The following is a 20450-nucleotide window of genomic DNA, read 5'->3' on the forward strand; positions in this document are numbered from 1 at the left end:
CCACCCCCCAGGTCATTCCTTCGACAGGGGGACACAGTCATGCCGAGCCCGGAGGCCAGCGGCCCCGTTGCAGGACCGCGAAAAAGATAACGGGGGAGCCAGGCCGATGCGGGCCGGCGCGCGGCGCGACCGCGAGCGTCTGGCCGAGGAGGCGGCGGCCGCCTTCGCCGAGCACGGCGAGAGCGCGTCGCGGCCCTGCACGGGAGGCGGCGGCCCCTCGGCTCGGCAGGCGGGGGTGCCGGGTGCTACAGCGACTGCGCCGACGGCTTCACCATGCCGCGGACCGTGCGGGACTTGACGAAGGTGCCGAGGGCCGTCATCTCCCACTCGCCCGAGTACTGCTTGATCAGCTTGGCCATCATGACGCCCGTCTGCGCCTCCGCGTTGGTCAGGTCGAAGCGCACCAGCTCCTCGCCGGACGCGGCGTCGATCAGACGGCAGTAGGCCTTGGCGACCTCCGTGAACTTCTGCCCGGAGAACGAGTTGACCGTGAAGACCAGTCCGGTGACCTCCTGGGGCAGCCGGCCGAGGTCCACGACGATCACCTCGTCGTCGCCCCCGCCCTCACCCGTGAGGTTGTCGCCGGAGTGCTTGATCGCGCCGTTGACGATGGAGAGCTTGCCGAAGTAGCAGCTGTCGACGTGGTTGCGCTGCGGGCCGTACGCGATCACCGAGGCGTCCAGGTCGATGTCCTTGCCGCGGTAGGCGGGCTCCCAGCCGAGACCCATCTTGACCTGGGAGAGCAGCGGGCGTCCGCCCTTGACCAGGGACACCGTCTGGTTCTTCTGGAGACTCACCCGGCCCTTGTCCAGGTTGATCTTGCCGGTGCCCGCGGCGGCGGGGGCCGGCGGGGCGGACGGAGCCGGGGGCGCCGCGAGGCGCGGGTCCGTCGGGGGCGCGGGCGGGGTCACCGGGGGGTGCGCCGGCGGGGCGGGCGGGACGACGGGCTGCGCCGGGGTGACGGGCTGTGCCGGGGCGGGGGCCGGCTCCTCGACGCTCACCCCGAAGTCCGTGGCGATGCCCGCCAGGCCGTTGGCGTACCCCTGGCCGACGGCGCGGGCCTTCCACGCCCCGTTCCTGAGGTAGACCTCCACGATCACCAGTGCCGTCTCTGTGCCCAGCCGCGGCGGGGTGAAGGTGGCCAGTACGGAGTTGTCGCCGGCGTCGCGGATCGTCGCGGTGGGCTCGACGCCCTGGAAGGTCTGGCCCGCCGCGTCGGGGCTCGCGGTCACGACGATCTTCTCGATGCCCGGGGGGAGCGCGGACGTGTCGACCGTGATCGCGTCCGGGGCCGTGCCGCCGCCCGAGCGGTAGGTCACGCCCGGGCCGGCGGGCTGGTTGTAGAAGATGAAGTCGTCGTCGGAGCGCACTTTGCCGTCGGCGGTGAGCAGCAGGCCCGACACGTCGAGCCGCACCGGGGCGGTGACGTCCACCGTCACGCGCGCGGTGGGCAGAGGGATGTTCGAGCCGGGGGTCATAGCGGTCATGACGGGAGAACGACCGGACCCGCTTTACCGTTCCCTTACCGTGCGGCCGATCGGGTCAGCGGCGGTTGCGGGGGTGGTCGCGGGCGGCGCGTTCGTTGCCGTGCCGGTAGTTCCCGGTCCAGCGGGCCATGACCAGCTGCGGGTCGCCGGACGTGACCTCTTCGAGGAAGCGGGCGGCCCGGGAGCCGTTGAGGGTGGCGGCGGGCCGGTCGTGGTGGGTGATGAAGACGGTGCCGGCCGCTGTGGTGGTGCAGGCGAAGCCGTGAGGTCCTGGCATGCGGGGGATCGTACGGGGCGGCGGGGGCGGCGTCCTCAGGATTTCCGCCCCCGCCGCCGCCCCGCACCTGAGGACGCGGACGCCTACGGCACCACCACGATCTTCCTGCCCACCCCCGACGCGAACTGCTCCAGTGCCCGGGGGTACTCCGTGAGCGGCAGACGGTCGCTGATGAAGACGTCGGGGTTCAGGACGCCGTTCGCGAAGAGTTCGGCCGCGCGCTCGAAACTGTGCAGGACTGCCATCGAGCCGGTGATGGTGATCTCCTGGTTGTAGACGCGGTACGGGTCGATGGTGACCCGGGTCGCGTAGTCCGCCACCCCGAACTGCAGGAACGTCCCGGCCTTGGCGACCCGGTCCAGGCCGTCCTGGATCGCCGCCGCGTTGCCCGTCGCGTCGACGACCACGTCCCAGCCCTGCGGGCGGTCCAGCTCGTCCGGGTTCGCCGCCGAGGCCGAGACCCCGAGCCGGCGGGCGGTGTCGAGCCGCCGTTCGTTGAGGTCCACCACGTCCACGCTCGCCGCGCCCGTGCGCTTGGCCAGCTCCAGCATCATCAGGCCCATCGTGCCCGAGCCGTAGATCAGGACGTGGGCGCCCAGCCGGGAGTTCAGCACGTCGTAGCCGCGCACCGCGCAGGAGAGCGGTTCGATCAGCGCCGCGTCCTGGGTGCGGACGTGTTCGGGGAGCTTCACGCAGTTCGCGACGGGCGCGACGGCGTACTGGGCGGCGCCGCCCGCCGTGGTGACGCCGATCGCCGCCCACCGCTCGCAGAGGTTGTTGTGACCCGTGCGGCAGTACCGGCACTCGTGGCAGTAGAGGGAGGGGTCCACCGCCACCCGGTCGCCGACGGCCAGTTCGGTGACCTGGGTGCCGACGCCGACCACCTCGCCCGCGAACTCGTGCCCCGGGACGATCGGCAGCTCGGGCGCGAACTCCCCCTGCAGGATGTGCAGGTCGGTGCCGCACAGACCGCAGGCCGCGACCTCGACGACGACCTGGCGGGGTCCTGGCGTCGGGTCGGGCACCTCGGCGACGACGGCCTTGCCCACGGACTCGATGACGGCGGCTTTCATTTCACGGCTCCCAACGACAGGCCCTGGACCAGCTTGTCCTGGGCGGCGAACCCCGCGGCGAGCACCGGCAGGGAGATCACGAGCGACGCGGCGCACACCTTGGCCAGGAAGAGGCCCTGGCTGGTGATGAAGCCGGTCAGGAAGACGGGGGCGGTCTCGGCGACCACGCCGGTGAGCACCCGTGCAAAGAGCAGTTCGTTCCAGCTGAAGATGAAGCAGATGAGGGAGGTCGCGGCGATGCCCGGCAGTGCGATCGGGGCCACCACGCGCGTGAGGATGGTAGGCAGCCTCGCCCCGTCGATCTGCGCGGCCTCGATGATCGCCACCGGGACCTCGGCCAGGAAGGACTGCATCATCCACACCGCGATCGGCAGGTTCATCGACGTGTAGAGGATGACGAGCAGCCAGATGTTGTCCAGCATCCCGGTGTTCTTGGCGAACAGGTAGATCGGCAGCAGCCCCGCGACGACCGGCAGCATCTTGGTGGACAGGAAGAAGAACAGGACGTCGGTCCACTTCTTCACCGGCCGGATGGACAGCGCGTAGGCGGCGGGCAGCGCCAGGACCAGGACGAAGAGGGTCGAGGCGATCGACGCCACCGCCGAGTTGACCAGCGCGGGCCAGGGGCTCGCGCCGCCGCCGGTGCCGAAGAACTCGCGGTAGCCGTCGAGGGTGAGGGAGGCGGCGAAGGACGGCGGGTTGGTCGCGGCGTCCGCCTCGGAGTGGAAGGACGTCAGCGCCATCCAGGCGATCGGCAGGAAGAACACGATCCCGGCCAGCCAGGCGAGCAGTCCCAGACCCGCTCCCCGGGCCCGTCCGGCCCGTACGGGGGCGGTCGTCGGTGGTGCGGCTGTGGCTGCGGCGGTCGCTGTGGCGCTCATGCGCGGCCTACCTCCTCGCGGAACAGGGACGACACCACGCGGAGCGCGAAGGTCGCGATGATGATCGAGCCGATGACGACCAGGACGCCGGCGGCCGAGGCGAGGCCGTTCTCGTGGGCCTGGTAGAAGCTCTGGTAGACGGTGTAGGGCAGGTTGGCGGTGCCCAGACCGCCGGATGTGAGGGTGAAGACGGCGTCGAAGTTCTGCACGATGTAGATGGAGCCGAGCAGGGCGCCCAGTTCGAGGTAGCGGCGCAGGTGCGGGAGCGTGAGGTGGCGGAAGACCTGCCAGTCGCTCGCGCCGTCGACGCGGGCGGCCTCGATCTGTTCGTGCGAGCGGCTCTGCAGCCCGGCGAGCAGGATCAGCATCATGAACGGCGTCCACTGCCAGACCAGGGAGGCCTCGACCGCCAGCAGCGGGGTGTCGGAGATCCAGTCGGGCTGTGGGCCGCCCACATAGTGCAGAAGCCCATTGAGCAGGCCGTACTCCGGGTTGTAGAGCACATGCTTCCAGAGGAGGGCCGCGGCCACCGGCACCACCAGGAACGGCGCGATGAGCAGCGTGCGGACGAGGCCCCGGCCGCGGAACCTCCGGTCCAGGAGGAGCGCGAGAACCAGTCCGAGGACGAGGCTGGCCAGCACCACGCTCACGGTCAGCAGGATCGTCGTCCACACCGAGTGGCGCAGGTCCGCGTCGCCGAGGACGTCCGTGTAGTTGCCGAGGCCCGTGAAGTGGCGGGCCTTGGGATAGAGCGCGTTCCAGTCGAAGAACGAGATCACCAGCGTGGCCACGAACGGCAGCTGGGTCACGGCGATCATGAAGATCAGGGCGGGCAGCAGCGGGGCGCGCGTCGCCCAGGCCCGCAGTCGGCCTGACGGCCGGCGTGCGGCGCGTCCGGGAACGGTGGTCACGGGGGCTGCGGTGGTGGCGGTCATCGTCCCGCGTACTCCTTCGCGATCTCGTCGGCGAGGTCCTGGGACTTCTTCAGGGCCGACTCGACGGACTGGCGTCCGGCGATGGCCGCGCTGATCTCCTGGGAGACCTTGGTACCGAGGTCGGTGAACTCGGGGATGCCGACGAACTGGATGCCGGGCGCGGGCCGTGGCTGCACGCCGGGGTTCTTGGGCCGGGCGCCTTCGATGGCCTTCCTGGTCATCTCCTGGAAGGCGGCGGCCTCCTTGACGTAGGCCGGGTTCTCGTACGTCGAGGCGCGCTTTCCGGCCGGGACGTCCGACCAGCCGATCTCGTCGCCGACCAGCCGCTCGTACTCCTTGCCGGACGCCCAGGAGATGAACTTCCAGGCCTTGTCGGAGTTGTGGGAGGCCTTCTGCATGCCCCAGGCCCAGGTGTAGAGCCAGCCGGAGCTGTCGGTCTTCTCGACCGGCGCGGGCGCGTAGCCGATCTTCCCCTTCACGGGGGACTTGCCGGCCTCCAGGGAACCGGCGGCGGAGGTGGCGTCGTACCACATGGCCGTCTTGCCCTGGGTCAGGTTGTTGAGGCACTCGGCGAAGCCGGACTGGGCGGCGCCGGACTCGCCGTGCTCGCGCACCAGGCCGACGTAGAACTTCGTGGCCTTCACGAACTCGGGGGAGTCCAGACGCGCCTTCCAGTCCTTGTCGAACCAGGTGCCGCCGAAGGTGTTCACGACCGTCGTCAGCGGTGCCATGAGCTCGCCCCAGCCGGGCAGCCCGCGCAGGCAGATGCCCTTCATGCCGGGCTTTGCGCCGTCCACCCGGGCGGCGAGTTCGCCCACCTGCTCCCAGGTGGGGTGCGCGGGCATCTTCAGCCCCTTCTCGGCGAAGACGTCCTTGCGGTACATCAGGAACGACGACTCGCCGTAGAACGGCTGTCCGTAGAGCTTGCCGTCGTCGCCGGTGAGCGACTGGCGCATGGGGGCGAGGATGTCCTGCTCGTCGTAGCCGCTGTCCTTCGCGACGTACGAGCCCATGTCGTGCAGCCAGCCGTTCCTGGCGTAGATGGGTATCTCGTAGTTGCTCAGGGTGGCGACGTCGTACTGCCCCGCCTGGTTGGCGAAGTCCTGGCTGATCTTGTCGCGGACGTCGTTCTCCGGCAGCACGGTGAAGTTCACCTTGATGCCGTACTCCTTGGTGAAGTGGGCCTTGGTGAGCTTCTGCAGTTCGACCATCTGCGGGTTGTTGACCATCAGGACGTTGATCGAGTCGCCGCCGGAACCGGATCCGCCCGCCCCGGCCCAGCAGCCGGAGAGCAACGGGGCCAGCAGCGTCCCTGCGGCGGCCGCCGCGAGCAGTGCGCGCGGCCTGTGTCGGCTCTGGGTTCGCATGAACCGCTCCTGAACGTGTCGGAGGATATCGGGAGATAAGGCGTACGCCCGGGTGTGCGGGCGCGCCGTCCGGCGGGTGGGCCGGCCGGTCAGACGCGGATGACCTGGGGGCCCTGGAGCGAGTAGCGGTGGGCCTCGGACGCGGGCAGCTGGGTGCTGGTGACGATGCTCTCCAGCGCGCCGACGTCCGCGAACCGGCAGAAGCTGACCGCGCCGAACTTGGTGTGCACGCCCGCGAAGACCGTCCGCCGGGAGGCCCGCATCGCCTGCGCCTTGACCTCGCTGACGGCGGGATCGGGGGTGGTGAGTCCGTGCTCTCGGGAGATGCCGTTGGCGCCGATGAAGGCGAGGTCGATGACGAAGCCGGCGAGCATCTTCGTCGTCCAGTGGTCGACGGTGGCGAGCGTGCCGGACCTGACCCGGCCGCCGAGCAGCAGCACCGTGGTGCTGCCGGCCTCGGCGAGCGCGCCCGCGGTGGCCAGGGACGCGGTGACCACGGTCAGCGGCCGGTCCCTGGGGAGGGCCTGGGCGATGAGCTGGGGGGTGAAGCCCTCGTCCACGAAGACGGTCTCGGCGTCCCCGAGCAGTTCGGCGGCGGCCGAGGCGATCCGGCGCTTCTCGGGCACGTGGCTGGTGGCGCGGAAGGCGAGGGTCGTCTCGAAACCGGCGCTCTCGACGGGGTAGGCGCCGCCGTGGGTGCGGCGCACCAGGCCGTGGTCCTCCAGGGCGCGCAGATCGCGCCGGACGGTCTCCTTGGCGACGCCCAGGTCGGCGGCGAGCGCGGAGACGTCGACCGATCCGGCGCGGCGGGCGGCCCGGACGATCTCCCGCTGACGTTCCTCGGCGCTCATTTCCGACACCCGCTTCCCGTACTCACTGCCCGTTCGGGCCCGATCGGGCCCTGGGGGAAGTTCTACAGCGGGTACGCGACACTGACCAGGCCTGTTGCGGGCCCGATGATGCCCGCCTGTGCCCGTTCGGCGCGGGCCGCGGTGCGCCGCGGACCTGGGGCGCGGTGGCCGGGACGGTGAGTTCGGGCAGCCTGTGTGCCCGAACAGCGGGGCGGGCGGGCCCGTTCGGTGCCCGCCCGCCTCCGGCTGTCCGTGCCGTGCCGTGTCAGTACGGCCAGATCGGCGGGTTCGTGGTGAAGTGTCCGCCCAGGTGGTCGTGGTCGGGGTTGTCCGGGTCGAGTTCGCCCTGCTCCGCGATCAGCTTCGCCGCGTACGGCTCGGAGTCGTCCTGCGGCTCGTAGCCCAGCGCACGGGCCGACGTGAGGTCCCACCACAGTCGGGTGTTGGCGGACGAGCCGTTGACGACGGTGTGCCCGACGCCCTCGGCGCTCAGCGCGGCGTGGAAGAGGCGGGCGCCGTCGGCGGGGCTCATCCAGACGGAGAGCATGCGGACACTGGTGGGCTCCTCGAAGCAGGAGCCGATGCGGACCGAGACCGTCTCCAGGCCGTGCTTGTCCCAGTAGAGCTGGGCCAGGTCCTCGCCGAAGCACTTGGAGAGGCCGTAGAAGGTGTCCGGGCGGCGCGGGGTGTCGACCGGGATCAGCTCACCGGGACCGAACGGCGCCTCGCCGCGGGGCCGGGGCGTGAAGCCCACCGCGTGGTTGGACGAGGCGAAGACGATCCTGCCGACCCCCTCCTCGCGCGCGGTCTCGTACAGGTTGTACGTCCCCTCGATGTTGGCCGCGAGGATCTTCCCGAAGGAGGCTTCCAGGGAGATGCCCGCGAGGTGGATGATCGCGTCGACCCCGCGCACCGCCTCGCGCAGCGCCGCCCGGTCGCCCAGGTCGGCCGTGATCGCGTCCGGCTCGCCCGCGACGGGCAGCATGTCGAGGAGGCGCAGTTCGTAGCCGTACGCCGGCAGCAGCCCGCGCATCAGGGTGCCGAGTCCGCCGGCGGCGCCGGTGAGCAGAACGGTACGGCGAGCGGGCATCCTCGGACTCCTTGACTCAACGGCTTTATCTGTGTACCGCATTCACATCCGTGGACACGCTAGGGAGCGCCGGGGTGTCGCGTCAAGTGTCCCGCTAGCCGGGACGGGGGCCGGGTGAGGGGTCGCCGTCGGGTCGACGCGGCTCCGGATCGGCCGGTGGGGGCGCTTGACCGGCCCGGAGGTCGCGCCTTAGCGTGGAGTTGTTCAGAAATGTAGACGCGAATCAGAAACGTGCACCGGCGTGGTGTGAGTGAGCGCCGTGAGCGCCTGGATAGGGAGAGCCCCGTGACGTCAGCCCCTCTCGCCGCTCGACTCGGTGTCCCCAGCGGGCCCCTGTTCTTCCCGGTCACGGCCTACGGCCAGGACGGCACCCTGGACCTCGACGCGTTCCGCACCCATGTGCGCCAGGGCGTGGAGGCCGGTGCCGCCGCCGTCTTCGCCTGCTGCGGCACCGGCGAGTTCCACGCCCTCCTGCCCGAGGAGTTCGAGGCGTGCGTGCGCGCGGCGGCCGAGGAGACGGCGGGCCGCGTCCCGGTCGTCGCGGGCGCGGGATACGGCACCGCGCTCGCCGTGCGCTACGCGAGGATCGCCGAGGACGCGGGGGCCGACGGACTGCTCGCCATGCCGCCCTACCTCGTCGTGGCCGGCCAGGAGGGGCTGCTGCGCCACTACCGCGAACTCGCCGCGGCCACCTCCCTCGACGTCATCGTCTACCAGCGCGACAACGCCGTGTTCACCCCCGAGACCGTCGTCGGCCTGGCCCGCACCGAGGGGATCATCGGACTCAAGGACGGCCTCGGCGACCTGGACCTGATGCAGCGGATCGTCAGCACCGTGCGCGCCGAGGCCCCCGGGGACTTCCTCTTCTTCAACGGCCTGCCGACCGCCGAACTGACCGGGCTCGCCTACCGCGGCATCGGCATCACCCTCTACTCCTCCGCCGTGTTCTGCTTCGCGCCAGAGATCGCCCAGGCCTTCCACAAGGCGTTCAACTCCGGCGACGACGCGACCGTCAACCGCCTCGTCGACGGCTTCTACCGGCCCTTCGTCGACCTGCGCGCCCAGGGGCGCGGATACGCCGTCTCGCTCGTCAAGGCGGGCGTCCGCCTGCGCGGGCTCGACGTCGGCGAGGTCCGGCCGCCGCTGCACGAGCCGGCCGACGACCACGTCAAGCAGCTGGCCCGGCTGACCGAGCGCGGGTACGCGCTCGTGGAGGAGGGCGAGTGAAGGCGTCCGCGTTCGTCTACCCCTGGGACGTCGTCGGCGACCCGGAGGCCGCGCGGCGCCTCGCGGATCTCGGCGTCGAGCAGGTGACCCTCGCCTCCGCCTACCACTCCACCCGCGCGCTGACCCCCCGCCACCCCCGTCACCGGATCGTCACGGCCGCGCACGCCGCCGTGCTCCACCCGGTGGACGAGGACCGGTGGAAGGGACGCAGGCTGCGGCCGTACCCGGCCGGCGACTGGGCCCCCGGCGACGCGTACGGCCGGGCTGCCGAGGAGCTCGCGGCGGCCGGGCTCGACGTGCACTCCTGGGTCGTCCTCGCGCACAACTCCCGTCTCGGCGAGGAGTTCCCGGACACCTCCGTCGTCAACGCCTACGGGGACCGCTACCCCTGGGCGCCCTGCATCGCCCAGGACGGCACACGGGAGTACCTGACCGGCCTCGCGGCCGAGTCGGCGGTGCGGGACGGCGCCGGCGGCACGGAACTGGAGTCCCTGGGCTGGTACGGGCTCGCCCACCTGCACGCGCACGACAAGACCGCCGGAGTGCCGCTCGGGGACGCCGCGCAGTACCTGATGTCGCTGTGCTTCTGCCCGGCCTGCCGGGACGGCTACGCCGGGCAGGGGCTCGACGCAAGGACGCTGGCGGGGGAGGTGCGCGCCGCGCTGGAGCCGGTGTGGCGGGGCGCGGCGGCCGGTGACGGCGGCTGGCCCGGCGTCGAGGAGCTGCTGGGCGCCGCGACGGCGGCCGCCACGCGCGCGTGGCGCGACACCACCGCCCGCGGTCTGCAGGAGACCGTCGTCGCGGCGGTGCGGGCGGCGGCGCCGGACGGCTTCCGGGTACTGCTCCACGCGGACCCGCGGTCGTGGCACTGCGGGGCGAACGCGGGCGTCGACCCGGAGCACGTCCTGGGCGTCGCCGACGGCGTGGTCGTGCCCTGCACCGCCGGTCCCGCCCTGCTGCCCGCCTTCGCGGCCCACGCCCGCCCCGGCACCGTCCTCGCCGCCAACCTCACCGTCGTCACCGGCATGGGCGGCGATCCGCGCTCCCTCGCGGCGAACGCCGGGCAGGCGGCCGCCCTGGGCGCGACGGAACTGCGCCTGTACCACGCGGGACTGGCGTCGGACGCGGACCTGGAGGCCGTGGCCGCGGGCGTCCGTGCCGTGCGTGCCGCCAGGAGCCCGGAGGAGGGCGCCCGCGGCCGCACGACCTGAACACACCGGGGACGCGGCCCCGCCGGGCCGGGCGCCCCACGCGGGGGCGCGCCGGTCCGCCGGGAAACCCGGGGCTCCCGCGTACGGCGTTCCGTACGCTCCCTCCATGGCGCTCACCCTCACCGTTCTCGGCACCGCGACCCCCCATCCCCGCCCCGGCCGCCCCTGTTCCGGGTATCTGCTGAGCGGTGGCGGCGCCGAGATATGGGTGGACGCCGGGCCCGGCAGCTTCGCCGCGTTGCAGGAGCACACCGACCCGGCGCGGCTCTCCGCGATCTGGGTCTCGCATCTGCACGCGGACCACTGCGCCGACCTCCTGTCCGCCGCCTACGCCTTCGCGTACGGCGGCCTCACCCCCGCCGCCCCCGTGCCCGTGTACGCGCCCCGCGACTGCGGGCGCAGGATCGCCGCGTTCCTCGGCCGCTCCGATCCCGGCTCCCTCGACGGCGTGTTCGACCTGCGCCCCCTGTCGGACGGCCACGAGGCGTGGGCCGGCGGGGTCCGGCTGGGCAGCCACGCCGTCGCACACGACACGGAGGCGTACGGACTGCGCGCCGAGTGCGAGGGCGGCGTCCTCGCGTACTCCGGGGACAGCGGCCCCGTGCCCGCGCTCGCCCGGCTCGCCGTCGGCGCGGACCTCTTCCTCTGCGAGGCCGGCCTCGACCGGCATCGCGACGGCGAACAGAGGGTCCACCTCACCCCCGAGGACGCCGGCCGCGTCGCCCGCACCGCCGGCGTACGGGAACTGTGCGTCACCCATGTCGGGCCCGCGCTCACCCGCGAGGCGGCGGCCGCACGGGCCGCGGCGGTCTTCGGCGGCCGCACCACGGCCGCCCGCGAAGGGGACGTAAAGGTCATCGCGTGACCCCGAGGGCGATCCTCTGACGAACCGGGACCGAAGCAGGGCCCTTCGAGACGGATTCGCGTGCCCCGCCGATTACTTCTGTCAGAAGCGTTGACGAAACACCGGGGCGCTTCTAGCTTCATCGCGTCGTACTTCGTACGTCATATATGAGACGCGATACGCGAGATCCGATACATCACGGTCCCGCGTTCCCGCACGTGATGAGATCCGAGAGGCGCGCATGACCTCTGTGCCCACACCGATCCCCTCCCGCACGCAGTACGTGCTGGAGGGCATCAAACACCGCATCCTCACCGGGCAGCTGTCCCCGGGACAGGCCCTGGTCGAGACCGAGCTCGCCGCACAGTTCGGGGTGTCCAAGACCCCGGTGCGCGAGGCGCTCAAGACCCTGGCCGGTACCGGGCTCGTCGTGATGAACCAGTACAAGGGCGTCACGGTGCGCATGGTGGACGCGGAGATGGCGCGCGAGGTGTACGACGTGCGACTGCTCCTCGAACCCGAGGCGCTGCGCCGGGCGGTCCGCCTCGGATCCTCCCTGGAGGCCGCGCGTGACGCGCTCGGCCGCGCGGACAGCGCCTCCGACACCGCCGAACGCTCCCTCGCCAACCGCGAGTTCCACCGTGCCCTGTACGTGCCCTGCGGCAACCCCCTGCTCGGCCGGATGCTCGACGAGGTCCGCGACCAGGCCGCCCTGGTCTCCGCGGTCGCCTGGGCCGCCGACCCCTCCTGGGAGCGCGAGGCCGGCGAGCACCGGGAGATCCTGCGGCTCGCCCTGGACGGGGACGCCGACGGCGCGGCCGGCGCCCTGCACGCGCACATCGCGTCGTTCGTGCGACGGGCCTTCCCCGAGGCGGCCCAGGGAGAGGACGAGCAGGCATGACAGCGACGTACGAGACCCAGCGGGCGGCGCTCGCCGAGGTCGTGGCGATCCCGGTGACCCCGTTCGCCGAGGACGGCACGATCGACCGCGGCACCCACCGGGCCCTGCTGCGCCGGCTGCTCGACGGCGGCGTGCGCACCCTCACCCCGAACGGCAACACCGGGGAGTTCTACGCCCTGACCCCCGAGGAGCGCACCCTCGTCACCGAGCTGACGATCGAGGAGGCCGGGGACCGCGCCGTCGTCCTGGTCGGCGTCGGCCACGACGTGCCGACCGCCGTGGCCTCCGCCCGGCACGCCCGGGAGCACGGGGCGCGGATGGTGATGGTCCACCAGCCCGTGCACCCCTACGTGTCGGAGAGCGGCTGGGTCGACTACCACCGTGCCATCGCCGAGGCCGTGCCCGAGCTCGGCGTCGTCCCCTACATCCGCAACTCGCTGCTGGCCGGCTCCCGGCTCGCCGAACTCGCCGACGCCTGCCCGAACGTCGTCGGCGTCAAGTACGCCGTCCCGGACGCCGCCCGGTTCGCCGCCTTCGCCCGCGACGCCGGCCTCGAACGGTTCGTGTGGGTCGCGGGCCTCGCCGAGCCGTACGCGCCCTCGTACTTCTCGGCCGGCGCCACCGGCTTCACCTCGGGGCTCGTGAACGTCGCCCCGGCCGTCTCGCTGAACATGATCGAAGCGCTTCGAGCGGGCGACTACCCGGCCGCCATGAAGGTCTGGGAGCAGATCCGCCGCTTCGAGGAACTGCGCGCCGCCAACGGCTCCGCCAACAACGTGACCGTCGTGAAGGAGGCCCTCGCCTCGCTCGGTCTGTGCCGCCGCGAGGTCCGCGCCCCCAGCAGGCCGCTGCCCGAACCGGAGCGGGCCGAGGTCGCCGCCATCGCCGCGGGGTGGTCCATGTGAACGGCCCCGCGAACGACCGGGAGGCGGACGGCGGGACGGGCGGCGCCAGGGCGGACGGCACGGACGACGCGTCCCGCCGGCTGCGAAGCCACCAGTGGTACGGGACGGACGGCCTGCGCTCCTTCAGCCACCGCGCCCGCACCCGCCAGCTCGGCTACCTCCCCGAGGAGCACCTGGGCAAGCCCGTCATCGCGATCCTCAACACGTGGAGCGACATCAACCCCTGCCACGTCCACCTGCGCGACCGTGCCCAGGCGGTCAAGCGGGGCGTGTGGCAGGCCGGCGGATTCCCGCTGGAGTTCCCGGTGTCGACGCTGAGCGAGACCTTCCAGAAGCCCACCCCGATGCTCTACCGCAACCTGCTCGCGATGGAGACCGAGGAGCTGCTGCGGTCCTACCCGGTCGACGGCGCGGTCCTGATGGGCGGCTGCGACAAGTCGACGCCCGCGCTGCTCATGGGGGCCGCCACCGTCGACCTGCCCGCCGTCTTCGTCCCCGCCGGCCCGATGCTCCCCGGCCACTGGCGCAACGAGGTCCTCGGCTCCGGCACCGACATGTGGAAGTACTGGGACGACAAGCGCGCCGGGCTCATCGGCGACTGCGAGATGTCCGAGCTGGAGAGCGGCCTCGCCCGGTCCCCGGGACACTGCATGACCATGGGCACGGCCTCGACGCTCACCGCCGCCGCCGAGGCGCTCGGCGTCACCGTCCCCGGCGCCTCCTCCATCCCGGCCGTGGACTCCGGCCACGACAGGATGGCCGCCGCCGCGGGGCTCAGGATCGTCGAACTCGTCCGCACCGACCGCAGGCTGTCCCACATCCTCACCCGGGACGCCTTCGAGGACGCCGTCATCACCGTCCTCGGACTCGGCGGCTCCACCAACGCCGTCATCCACCTGATCGCGATGGCCGGCCGGGCGGGCGTACGGCTCACCCTCGACGACTTCGACCGCGTCGCGCGGACCGTCCCCGTCCTCGCCAACGTCCGCCCCGGCGGGGGCCGGTACCTGATGGAGGACTTCCACTTCGCCGGCGGACTGCCCGGTTTCCTCTCCCGCATCACCGACCTCCTCCACCTGGACCGGCCCACCGTCTCCCACGACACCCTGCGGGAGCAGCTCGCCGGCGCCCTCGTCCACGACGACGACGTCATCCGCACCCGCGCCGACCCGGTGGCCGCCGAGGGCGGTGTGGCCGTGCTGCGCGGCAACCTCTGCCCCGACGGCGCCGTCATCAAGCACATCGCCGCCGAGCCGCACCTGCTCAGGCACAGCGGTCCCGCCGTCGTCTTCGACGACTACCGGACGATGCAGCGCACCATCAACGACCCGGACCTCGGCATCACCGCCGACACGGTGCTGGTGCTGCGCAACGCCGGCCCCCGGGGCGGCCCCGGCATGCCGGAGTACGGGATGCTGCCCATCCCCGACCACCTGCTCAAGCAGGGGGTGCGCGACATGGTCCGGATCTCCGACGCCCGGATGAGCGGCACGAGCTACGGCGCCTGCGTCCTGCACGTGGCCCCCGAGTCGTACGTCGGCGGCCCGCTCGCCCTGGTGCGGACCGGGGACACGATCACCCTCGACGTCGAGGCCCGCATCCTGCGGCTCGACGTGGACGACGAGGAACTGGAGCGCCGCCGGGCCGCCTGGACGCCGCCGCCCGCCCGTTACGAGCGCGGCTACGGCGCCCTCTACAACGAACAGATCACCCAGGCCGACACCGGCTGCGACTTCGAGTTCCTGGCCAGGCCCGGCAAGGTGCCGGACCCCTACGCGGGCTGACCGCCACCCGGCCGGCCCCCTGGCGGCCGACATCCCGAACACCGTACGCGAAGCGCTTCAACGGCACGCGCCGCCGAAGTGCCCGACCAGCACACCCACGAACGGAGAAAGTCATGGCCCAAGCCGCAGCCGTGGCGAAGCAGCCCGCGCCACCCCGGCGGCGCCGTGGCTCGGCTACGCCGCGCAAGCTCCCCTATCTGCTGATCGCCCCGGCGGGCCTGCTGATGCTGGGCTTCATCGCCTACCCGGTCATCAGCGTCTTCTACTACAGCCTGCAGAACTTCAACCCCACCAAGCCGTGGCGCAACGGCTACGCGGGCTTCGACAACTTCGTCCACGCCTTCACCGACGACCCGCAGTTCTGGGACACCCTGACCTTCAGCGCCCAGTGGGTCTTCGTCGAAGTGGGCATGCAGCTGCTGTTCGGCCTGGCGCTCGCCCTGATCGTCAACCAGACGTTCGTGGGCCGCGCCGTCGGCCGGGCGCTGGTCTTCTCCCCCTGGGCCGTCTCCGGCGTGCTGACCTCGGCGATCTGGGTGCTCCTCTACAACTCCCAGACCGGCATCACCCGTTACCTCGCCGACATGGGGCTGGGGGAGTACGGCACCAGCTGGCTGTCGGACACCTCGACCGTCTTCCCGGCCGCCGTCGTCGCCGACCTGTGGCGCGGCGTCCCCTTCTTCGCCATCCTCATCCTCGCCGACCTCCAGTCCGTCTCGAAGGACCTGTACGAGGCCGCCGAGGTCGACGGCGCGAGCCGCTTCCGGCAGTTCCTGCACATCACCCTGCCCCACCTGAAGGACGCCATCGTCCTGTCCACCCTGCTGCGCGCCGTGTGGGAGTTCAACAACGTGGACCTGCTCTACACCCTGACCGGCGGCGGACCCGCGGGCGAGACGACGACGCTCCCGCTCTACATCGCCAACACCAGCGTCGACGCCCACAACTTCGGCTACGCGTCGGCCCTGACCACGGTCGCGTTCGTCATTCTGCTCTTCTGCTCGATCGTCTACCTGCGGCTGAGCAAGTTCGGAGGCGGAGACAAGTGATCACCGAGGACGCCGGGACCAGAGCTCCCGCGCCCACCGCCCCCGTGGCGGTCGCACCCCCCGGGCCGCGCTCGCGCAAGCCCCGACGCGGCTGGGACGAGGTCCCCCGCTGGCAGATCTACGTCCCCCTGTCGGTCTATCTCCTCTTCACCCTCATCCCCTTCTACTGGATCCTGCTCTTCGCGCTCCGCCCGGCCGGCTCGACCTCCCTCGTGCCCTGGCCCCTCACCCTCGAGCACTTCGACAAGGTGTGGACCGAGCGCAGCTTCGGCACCTACTTCCAGAACAGCGTCCTCATCGGCGTCGCCACCCTGGTGATGACCACCGTCATCGCGCTGGCCGGCGGCTACGCCCTGGCCCGCTTCGACTTCAGGGTCAAGCGCGGCTTCATGCTGGGGCTGCTGTGCTCCCAGTTCGTGCCGGGCGCCCTGCTCCTGGTCCCGCTCTTCCAGATCTTCGCCAAGCTCCAGATGATCAACTCGCTGGCCAGCGTCATCATCGCCGAGACGGTCTTCCAGCTGCCCCTGTCGATGATCCTGATCAGCGGCTTCATCAAGAACGTCCCCTACTCCCTGGAGGAGGCCGCCTGGGTCGACGGCTGCAACCGCTTCAACGCCTTCCGGATCGTCGTCCTGCCACTGCTGCGCCCCGGGCTCATAGCCGTCGGCTCTTTCGCCTTCGTGCACGCCTGGAACCACTTCCTGTTCGCCCTGATGTTCCTCAGCAACCAGGACCAGCAGACGCTGCCCGTCGGTCTCAACACCCTGATGAGCTCCGACAGCGTCGACCTCGGGGCGCTCGCCGCGGGCGGCATCATCGCCGCCGTCCCCGTGGTCGTCGTCTTCGCCTTCATCCAGAAGTGGCTGATCACCGGGTTCAGCGCCGGGGCGGTGAAGGGATGACGAGACCACCGTCCCCGCTGCCCGTCGTCCTCGCGGGTGCCCGCGGACACGGCCGCTGGCACCTGGCGAACATCCGCCGCCTCTCGGACCTGGGCCTCGTACGGCTGGCCGGTGTCTGCGAGCTGACACCGCTGACCGGCCAGGAGCTGGACGGCCTCGGTACGCCCGAGCAGTCGGCGGACTTCGGCGCCCTGCTGGACTCCACCGGCGCGGCGGCCGCCGTGATCTGCACGCCCATCCACACCCACACCGGCCTGGCGCTCACCGCCGCCGCACGCGGCGTCCACCTGCTCCTGGAGAAGCCGCCCGCGCCCTCGTACGCGGAGTTCCGGCGGATGGCCGACGGCGTCGCGAAGGCCGGCGTCGTCTGCCAGATCGGCTTCCAGTCGCTCGGCTCGCAGGCGGTGCCCGCGATCCGCGAGCTGATCGCCGAGGGCGAGCTCGGCACGGTCCTCGGGGTCGGCGCGGCCGGTGCCTGGGCCCGCGACGAGGCGTACTACCGGCGCGCGCCCTGGGCCGGGCACCGGCGTCTGGACGGGGTCGACGTCGTCGACGGGGCGCTCACCAACCCGCTGGCGCACGCCGTCGCGACCGCGCTGGCCCTCGACGGCTCCACCCGCGCCGAGGACGTCGCCACGATCGAGACGGAACTGCTGCGGGCCAACGACATCGAGTCCGACGACACCTCCTGCGTCCGCGTCACCACGACGGAGGGCCGACGCGTCACGGTCGCCGCGACCCTGTGCGCGCAGCGGCCCGCCGAGCCGTACGTCGTCGTGCACGGCACCCGCGGCCGGATCACCTTCTGGTACAAGCAGGACCGTGTGCTCCTGCAGCGCTCCGGACGCGGCCCCGAGGAGAGCCGGTACGGCAGGACGGACCTGCTGGAGAACCTGGCCGGGCATCTGGCGGGCACCGCGGAACTGCTGGTCGCCCCCGAGTCCACGGGAGCCTTCATGAAGGTCGTCGAGGCGGTCCGGACGGCCCCCGACCCCGTCCCGCTGCCCGCCGGGGCCTGGTACCTCGACCCCGGCGAACGGCGCAGGGTCGTGACCGGTGTCGACGCACTCGTCGAGGCCGCCGCCGACACCCTGTCCCTCTACTCCGAACTCGGTCCTGCCTGGGCTTCCGGCGCGACGCCGCGGGGGGACTCGGAACAGGACCCGGGCGCCCCCTGGTCGCCGTCGAACGAGGTGAGCACCCGATGACCCACGACTCGCCGGTCCTGCGCGCCGCGGGCCGCCCGGTCGGGCGCTACGTCACCCGGCCGCACCTGCCCGGCACGCTCTCGCCCCGCCCGTACCTGCACCCGGTCACCACCCCGGCCGGCACGGCCGTCACCGAACTCGGCCCCGCCGACCACCCCCACCACCTCGGCGTCGGTGTCGCCGTTCCCGACGTCGAGGGGCACAACTTCTGGGGCGGCCGCACCTTCGTCCGCGGCCGGGGCCCCACCGAGCTCGACAACCACGGGGTCCAGCGGCACGCCGGCTTCCAGCTGTGCGACCCCGACGGCTTCGTCGAGGAACTGCGCTGGGTCGCCGCAGGCGTCGAACTGCTGCGCGAGCGGCGCACCGTCGCGGCCACCGGACTCACGGACACCGCCTGGGCGCTGGACTTCACCTTCTCGCTCACCAACACCACCCGGGGGATGCTGTCGATCGGCAGCCCCGCCACCAACGGGCGCCCCGGCGCGGCCTACGGCGGGTTCTTCTGGCGGGCCCGCAAGGAGGCCGGCGCGCCACGCGTGTTCACCCCCGACGCCGAGGGCGAGGACGCCGTCCACGGCTCCCGCGCCGACTGGCTCGCCCTCACCGGCGCGGACTGGACCCTGGTCTTCGCCGGTGCCACCGGCACCACCCGGCAGGACCCGTGGTTCGTGCGCACCGCCGAGTACCCCGGCGTCGGCTCGTCCCTCGCCCACAGCGAGCGGCTGCCGGTCCCGCCAGGCGACACCCTCGTGCGCCGGATCGTCACCGTCGTCGCCGACGGCACCCTCGGCCGGGACGAGGCCGCGGCCCTCGTACGCAAGGCGGTGAACCCATGACCGGCGCCGACCTCGGTGACGGCACCTACCGCAACCCCGTCCTCGACGCCGACTGGTCCGACCCCGACCTGATCCGGGTCGGCGACGACTTCTACCTGACCGCGTCCAGCTTCGGCCGCGTCCCGGGCCTGCCGCTGCTGCACTCCCGCGACCTGGTCAACTGGACGCTCGTCGGCCACGCGCTCGAACGCCTGGAGCCCGCCGCCGAGTCCGGGGTCCCGCGGCACGACAGCGGGGTGTGGGCACCGGCCCTGCGTCACCACGACGACCGGTTCTGGATCTTCTGGGGCGACCCCGACCACGGCGTCTTCCAGGTCAACGCCCCAGCGATACGCGGCCCCTGGACCCGTCCGCACCTCGTCAAGGAGGGCAAGGGGCTCATCGACCCGTGCCCCCTGTGGGACGACGAGAGCGGGGAGGCGTACCTCGTGCACGCCTGGGCCAGGTCCCGCTCCGGCGTCAAGAACCGGCTCACCGGCCACCGGATGCGGCCCGACGGCACCGGACTGCTCGACGAGGGCAAGGTGATCGTCGACGCCGACCGCATCCCCGGCTGGTTCACCCTGGAGGGCCCGAAGCTGTACCGGCACGACGGCTGGTTCTGGATCTTCGCGCCCGCCGGGGGAGTGGAGACCGGCTGGCAGGGCGTCTTCCGCTCGCGCGGCTTCTTCGGCCCGTACGAGGAGCGGGTCGTCCTGGAACAGGGCGGCACCGACGTCAACGGCCCCCACCAGGGCGGCTGGGTGCGCACCGCGTCGGGCGAGGACTGGTTCGCGCACTTCCAGGCGAAGGGGGCGTACGGCAGGGTCGTCCACCTCCAGCCGATGCGCTGGAGCGAGGAGGGCGACCCGGCGGGCCCCTGGCCGGTGATCGGGGACCGGGGCACCCCCGTCACCGTCCACCGCAAGCCGGCGCTGCCGGCACAGCCGGTGTCCGCGCCGGCCACCGACGACGACTTCCCCGGCGGACGGTTCGGACGCCAGTGGCAGTGGACCGCGAATCCCCGCGACGGCTGGGCCACCCAGCACTCCGCCGACGGACTGCGGCTGAGCTGCGTACGGACGGCCGACGCGCACGACCTGCGCAGGCTGCCGCACGTGCTCACCCAGCGGCTGCCCGGCCGGCCGGCGGCCGTCGAGGTGGACCTCGCCCTCGGCGCCGGGCAGCCCGGCGCACGGGCCGGACTGGTGGTGCTCGGCGACGCCTACCGCTGGATCGGCCTCCAGCGGGGGTCCGACGGCTCCGTCGCGCTGGTGCACCGGTTCGCCGAGCCCGTCGCCGAGAGCGAACGGGACGCCGCGCACGCCTGCCCGGCACCCGAGGGGCGGGCCCGGCTGCGGATCGACCTCGCACCGGGCGCGCGCTGCCGCTTCTCCTACGACACCGGGGCGGGGTGGCGGCCGGCGGGACAGGTCTTCACCGCGACCCCGTGGCGCTGGGTCGGAGCCCTGCTCGGGCTCTTCGCGCTCGCGCCCGCCGGCACGGGACACGCCGGCGCCGCCACCTTCACGCACTTCCGCGTCACCGCCCCGAAGACGAACGGCTGACGCGCCACCCGACCCTCCGACCACGACCGAAGACCCCCCGGACGGCCTGCTGGGAGGCGCACCGGCACACCC

The 20450-nt window shown here is 72.4% G+C and carries 19 protein-coding genes; 11 read left to right on the forward strand and 8 right to left on the reverse strand.

What is annotated here, in order from left to right; genetic code table 11:
- Window positions 1-245 precede the first annotated feature (245 nt).
- The 8 genes from ACFY93_RS27295 to ACFY93_RS27330 all read right to left on the reverse strand — a co-directional run bounded on the left by ACFY93_RS27295 (window position 246) and on the right by ACFY93_RS27330 (window position 7961).
- Complete coding sequence (locus ACFY93_RS27295) at window positions 246-1478, reverse strand: TerD family protein (protein WP_391364017.1); 1233 nt, start codon at window positions 1476-1478, stop codon at window positions 246-248.
- A gap of 64 nt (window positions 1479-1542) precedes the next feature.
- Window positions 1543-1764, reverse strand: coding sequence for a hypothetical protein (locus tag ACFY93_RS27300; protein ID WP_391363816.1), 222 nt, complete (start codon window positions 1762-1764; stop codon window positions 1543-1545).
- Window positions 1765-1847: 83 nt separating this feature from the next.
- Entirely contained in the window at window positions 1848-2837 is a 990-nt protein-coding gene (locus tag ACFY93_RS27305) for an alcohol dehydrogenase catalytic domain-containing protein (RefSeq protein ID WP_391363817.1), read from the reverse strand.
- Complete coding sequence (locus ACFY93_RS27310) at window positions 2834-3718, reverse strand: ABC transporter permease subunit (RefSeq protein WP_391363819.1); 885 nt, start codon at window positions 3716-3718, stop codon at window positions 2834-2836. The genes ACFY93_RS27305 and ACFY93_RS27310 overlap by 4 nt, the downstream gene beginning before the upstream one ends.
- Entirely contained in the window at window positions 3715-4653 is a 939-nt protein-coding gene (locus ACFY93_RS27315; protein WP_391363821.1) for an ABC transporter permease subunit, read from the reverse strand. Before ACFY93_RS27315 ends, ACFY93_RS27310 begins: the two co-directional genes overlap by 4 nt.
- Complete coding sequence (locus tag ACFY93_RS27320) at window positions 4650-6020, reverse strand: extracellular solute-binding protein (protein ID WP_391363823.1); 1371 nt, start codon at window positions 6018-6020, stop codon at window positions 4650-4652. Before ACFY93_RS27320 ends, ACFY93_RS27315 begins: the two co-directional genes overlap by 4 nt.
- 89 nt (window positions 6021-6109) lie before the next feature.
- Window positions 6110-6880, reverse strand: coding sequence for a DeoR family transcriptional regulator (locus ACFY93_RS27325; RefSeq protein WP_391363825.1), 771 nt, complete (start codon window positions 6878-6880; stop codon window positions 6110-6112).
- 256 nt (window positions 6881-7136) lie between these two features.
- Window positions 7137-7961 (reverse strand): NAD-dependent epimerase/dehydratase family protein, encoded by an 825-nt coding sequence (locus ACFY93_RS27330; RefSeq protein WP_391363827.1) that lies wholly within the window; start codon window positions 7959-7961, stop codon window positions 7137-7139.
- A gap of 285 nt (window positions 7962-8246) precedes the next feature.
- Here ACFY93_RS27330 and ACFY93_RS27335 point away from each other — a divergent pair, with 285 nt between their 5' ends.
- From ACFY93_RS27335 to ACFY93_RS27385, 11 genes are all read left to right on the forward strand, one after another.
- Window positions 8247-9188, forward strand: coding sequence for a 5-dehydro-4-deoxyglucarate dehydratase (locus tag ACFY93_RS27335; RefSeq protein ID WP_391363829.1), 942 nt, complete (start codon window positions 8247-8249; stop codon window positions 9186-9188).
- Entirely contained in the window at window positions 9185-10399 is a 1215-nt protein-coding gene (locus ACFY93_RS27340) for a hypothetical protein (RefSeq protein WP_391363831.1), read from the forward strand. The genes ACFY93_RS27335 and ACFY93_RS27340 overlap by 4 nt, the downstream gene beginning before the upstream one ends.
- 106 nt (window positions 10400-10505) lie before the next feature.
- The gene (locus ACFY93_RS27345; protein WP_391363833.1) at window positions 10506-11264 is read left to right on the forward strand and encodes an MBL fold metallo-hydrolase; all 759 of its coding nucleotides are present in this window, start codon (window positions 10506-10508) and stop codon (window positions 11262-11264) included.
- Between the two features lie 220 nt (window positions 11265-11484).
- Window positions 11485-12144, forward strand: a complete 660-nt coding sequence (locus ACFY93_RS27350; protein ID WP_391363835.1) for an FCD domain-containing protein — start codon at window positions 11485-11487, stop codon at window positions 12142-12144.
- Window positions 12141-13049: a dihydrodipicolinate synthase family protein gene (locus ACFY93_RS27355; RefSeq protein ID WP_391363836.1), complete on the forward strand. Its 909-nt coding sequence runs from the start codon at window positions 12141-12143 to the stop codon at window positions 13047-13049. Before ACFY93_RS27350 ends, ACFY93_RS27355 begins: the two co-directional genes overlap by 4 nt.
- Window positions 13037-14833: an L-arabinonate dehydratase gene (gene araD / locus ACFY93_RS27360; RefSeq protein WP_391363838.1), complete on the forward strand. Its 1797-nt coding sequence runs from the start codon at window positions 13037-13039 to the stop codon at window positions 14831-14833. The genes ACFY93_RS27355 and araD overlap by 13 nt, the downstream gene beginning before the upstream one ends.
- 113 nt (window positions 14834-14946) lie before the next feature.
- Window positions 14947-15882, forward strand: a complete 936-nt coding sequence (locus tag ACFY93_RS27365) for an ABC transporter permease subunit (RefSeq protein WP_391363840.1) — start codon at window positions 14947-14949, stop codon at window positions 15880-15882.
- Complete coding sequence (locus tag ACFY93_RS27370; protein ID WP_391363842.1) at window positions 15879-16784, forward strand: ABC transporter permease subunit; 906 nt, start codon at window positions 15879-15881, stop codon at window positions 16782-16784. The genes ACFY93_RS27365 and ACFY93_RS27370 overlap by 4 nt, the downstream gene beginning before the upstream one ends.
- Entirely contained in the window at window positions 16781-17992 is a 1212-nt protein-coding gene (locus ACFY93_RS27375; protein ID WP_391363844.1) for a Gfo/Idh/MocA family oxidoreductase, read from the forward strand. The genes ACFY93_RS27370 and ACFY93_RS27375 overlap by 4 nt, the downstream gene beginning before the upstream one ends.
- A complete protein-coding gene (locus ACFY93_RS27380; RefSeq protein WP_391363846.1) occupies window positions 17989-18831 on the forward strand; it encodes a DUF6807 family protein in 843 nt (280 codons plus the stop codon). The genes ACFY93_RS27375 and ACFY93_RS27380 overlap by 4 nt, the downstream gene beginning before the upstream one ends.
- Window positions 18828-20378: a family 43 glycosylhydrolase gene (locus tag ACFY93_RS27385; RefSeq protein WP_391363847.1), complete on the forward strand. Its 1551-nt coding sequence runs from the start codon at window positions 18828-18830 to the stop codon at window positions 20376-20378. Before ACFY93_RS27380 ends, ACFY93_RS27385 begins: the two co-directional genes overlap by 4 nt.
- Window positions 20379-20450: the final 72 nt, after the last annotated feature.

Origin of the sequence: Streptomyces sp. NPDC008313, assembly GCF_042956125.1 — a bacterium.
Lineage (GTDB): Bacteria > Actinomycetota > Actinomycetes > Streptomycetales > Streptomycetaceae > Streptomyces.

Excerpts from the sequence above, each read along its gene's own strand:
- ACFY93_RS27295 (WP_391364017.1), bottom strand. The coding sequence starts at position 1,478 with ATGACCCCCGGCTCGAACATCCCTCTGCCCACCGCGCGCGTGACGGTG.
- ACFY93_RS27300 (WP_391363816.1), bottom strand. The coding sequence starts at position 1,764 with ATGCCAGGACCTCACGGCTTCGCCTGCACCACCACAGCGGCCGGCACC.
- ACFY93_RS27305 (WP_391363817.1), bottom strand. The coding sequence starts at position 2,837 with ATGAAAGCCGCCGTCATCGAGTCCGTGGGCAAGGCCGTCGTCGCCGAG.
- ACFY93_RS27310 (WP_391363819.1), bottom strand. The coding sequence starts at position 3,718 with ATGAGCGCCACAGCGACCGCCGCAGCCACAGCCGCACCACCGACGACC.
- ACFY93_RS27315 (WP_391363821.1), bottom strand. The coding sequence starts at position 4,653 with ATGACCGCCACCACCGCAGCCCCCGTGACCACCGTTCCCGGACGCGCC.
- ACFY93_RS27320 (WP_391363823.1), bottom strand. The coding sequence starts at position 6,020 with ATGCGAACCCAGAGCCGACACAGGCCGCGCGCACTGCTCGCGGCGGCC.
- ACFY93_RS27330 (WP_391363827.1), bottom strand. The coding sequence starts at position 7,961 with ATGCCCGCTCGCCGTACCGTTCTGCTCACCGGCGCCGCCGGCGGACTC.
- ACFY93_RS27345 (WP_391363833.1), top strand. The coding sequence starts at position 10,506 with ATGGCGCTCACCCTCACCGTTCTCGGCACCGCGACCCCCCATCCCCGC.
- ACFY93_RS27350 (WP_391363835.1), top strand. The coding sequence starts at position 11,485 with ATGACCTCTGTGCCCACACCGATCCCCTCCCGCACGCAGTACGTGCTG.
- ACFY93_RS27355 (WP_391363836.1), top strand. The coding sequence starts at position 12,141 with ATGACAGCGACGTACGAGACCCAGCGGGCGGCGCTCGCCGAGGTCGTG.
- ACFY93_RS27365 (WP_391363840.1), top strand. The coding sequence starts at position 14,947 with ATGGCCCAAGCCGCAGCCGTGGCGAAGCAGCCCGCGCCACCCCGGCGG.
- ACFY93_RS27375 (WP_391363844.1), top strand. The coding sequence starts at position 16,781 with ATGACGAGACCACCGTCCCCGCTGCCCGTCGTCCTCGCGGGTGCCCGC.
- ACFY93_RS27380 (WP_391363846.1), top strand. The coding sequence starts at position 17,989 with ATGACCCACGACTCGCCGGTCCTGCGCGCCGCGGGCCGCCCGGTCGGG.
- ACFY93_RS27385 (WP_391363847.1), top strand. The coding sequence starts at position 18,828 with ATGACCGGCGCCGACCTCGGTGACGGCACCTACCGCAACCCCGTCCTC.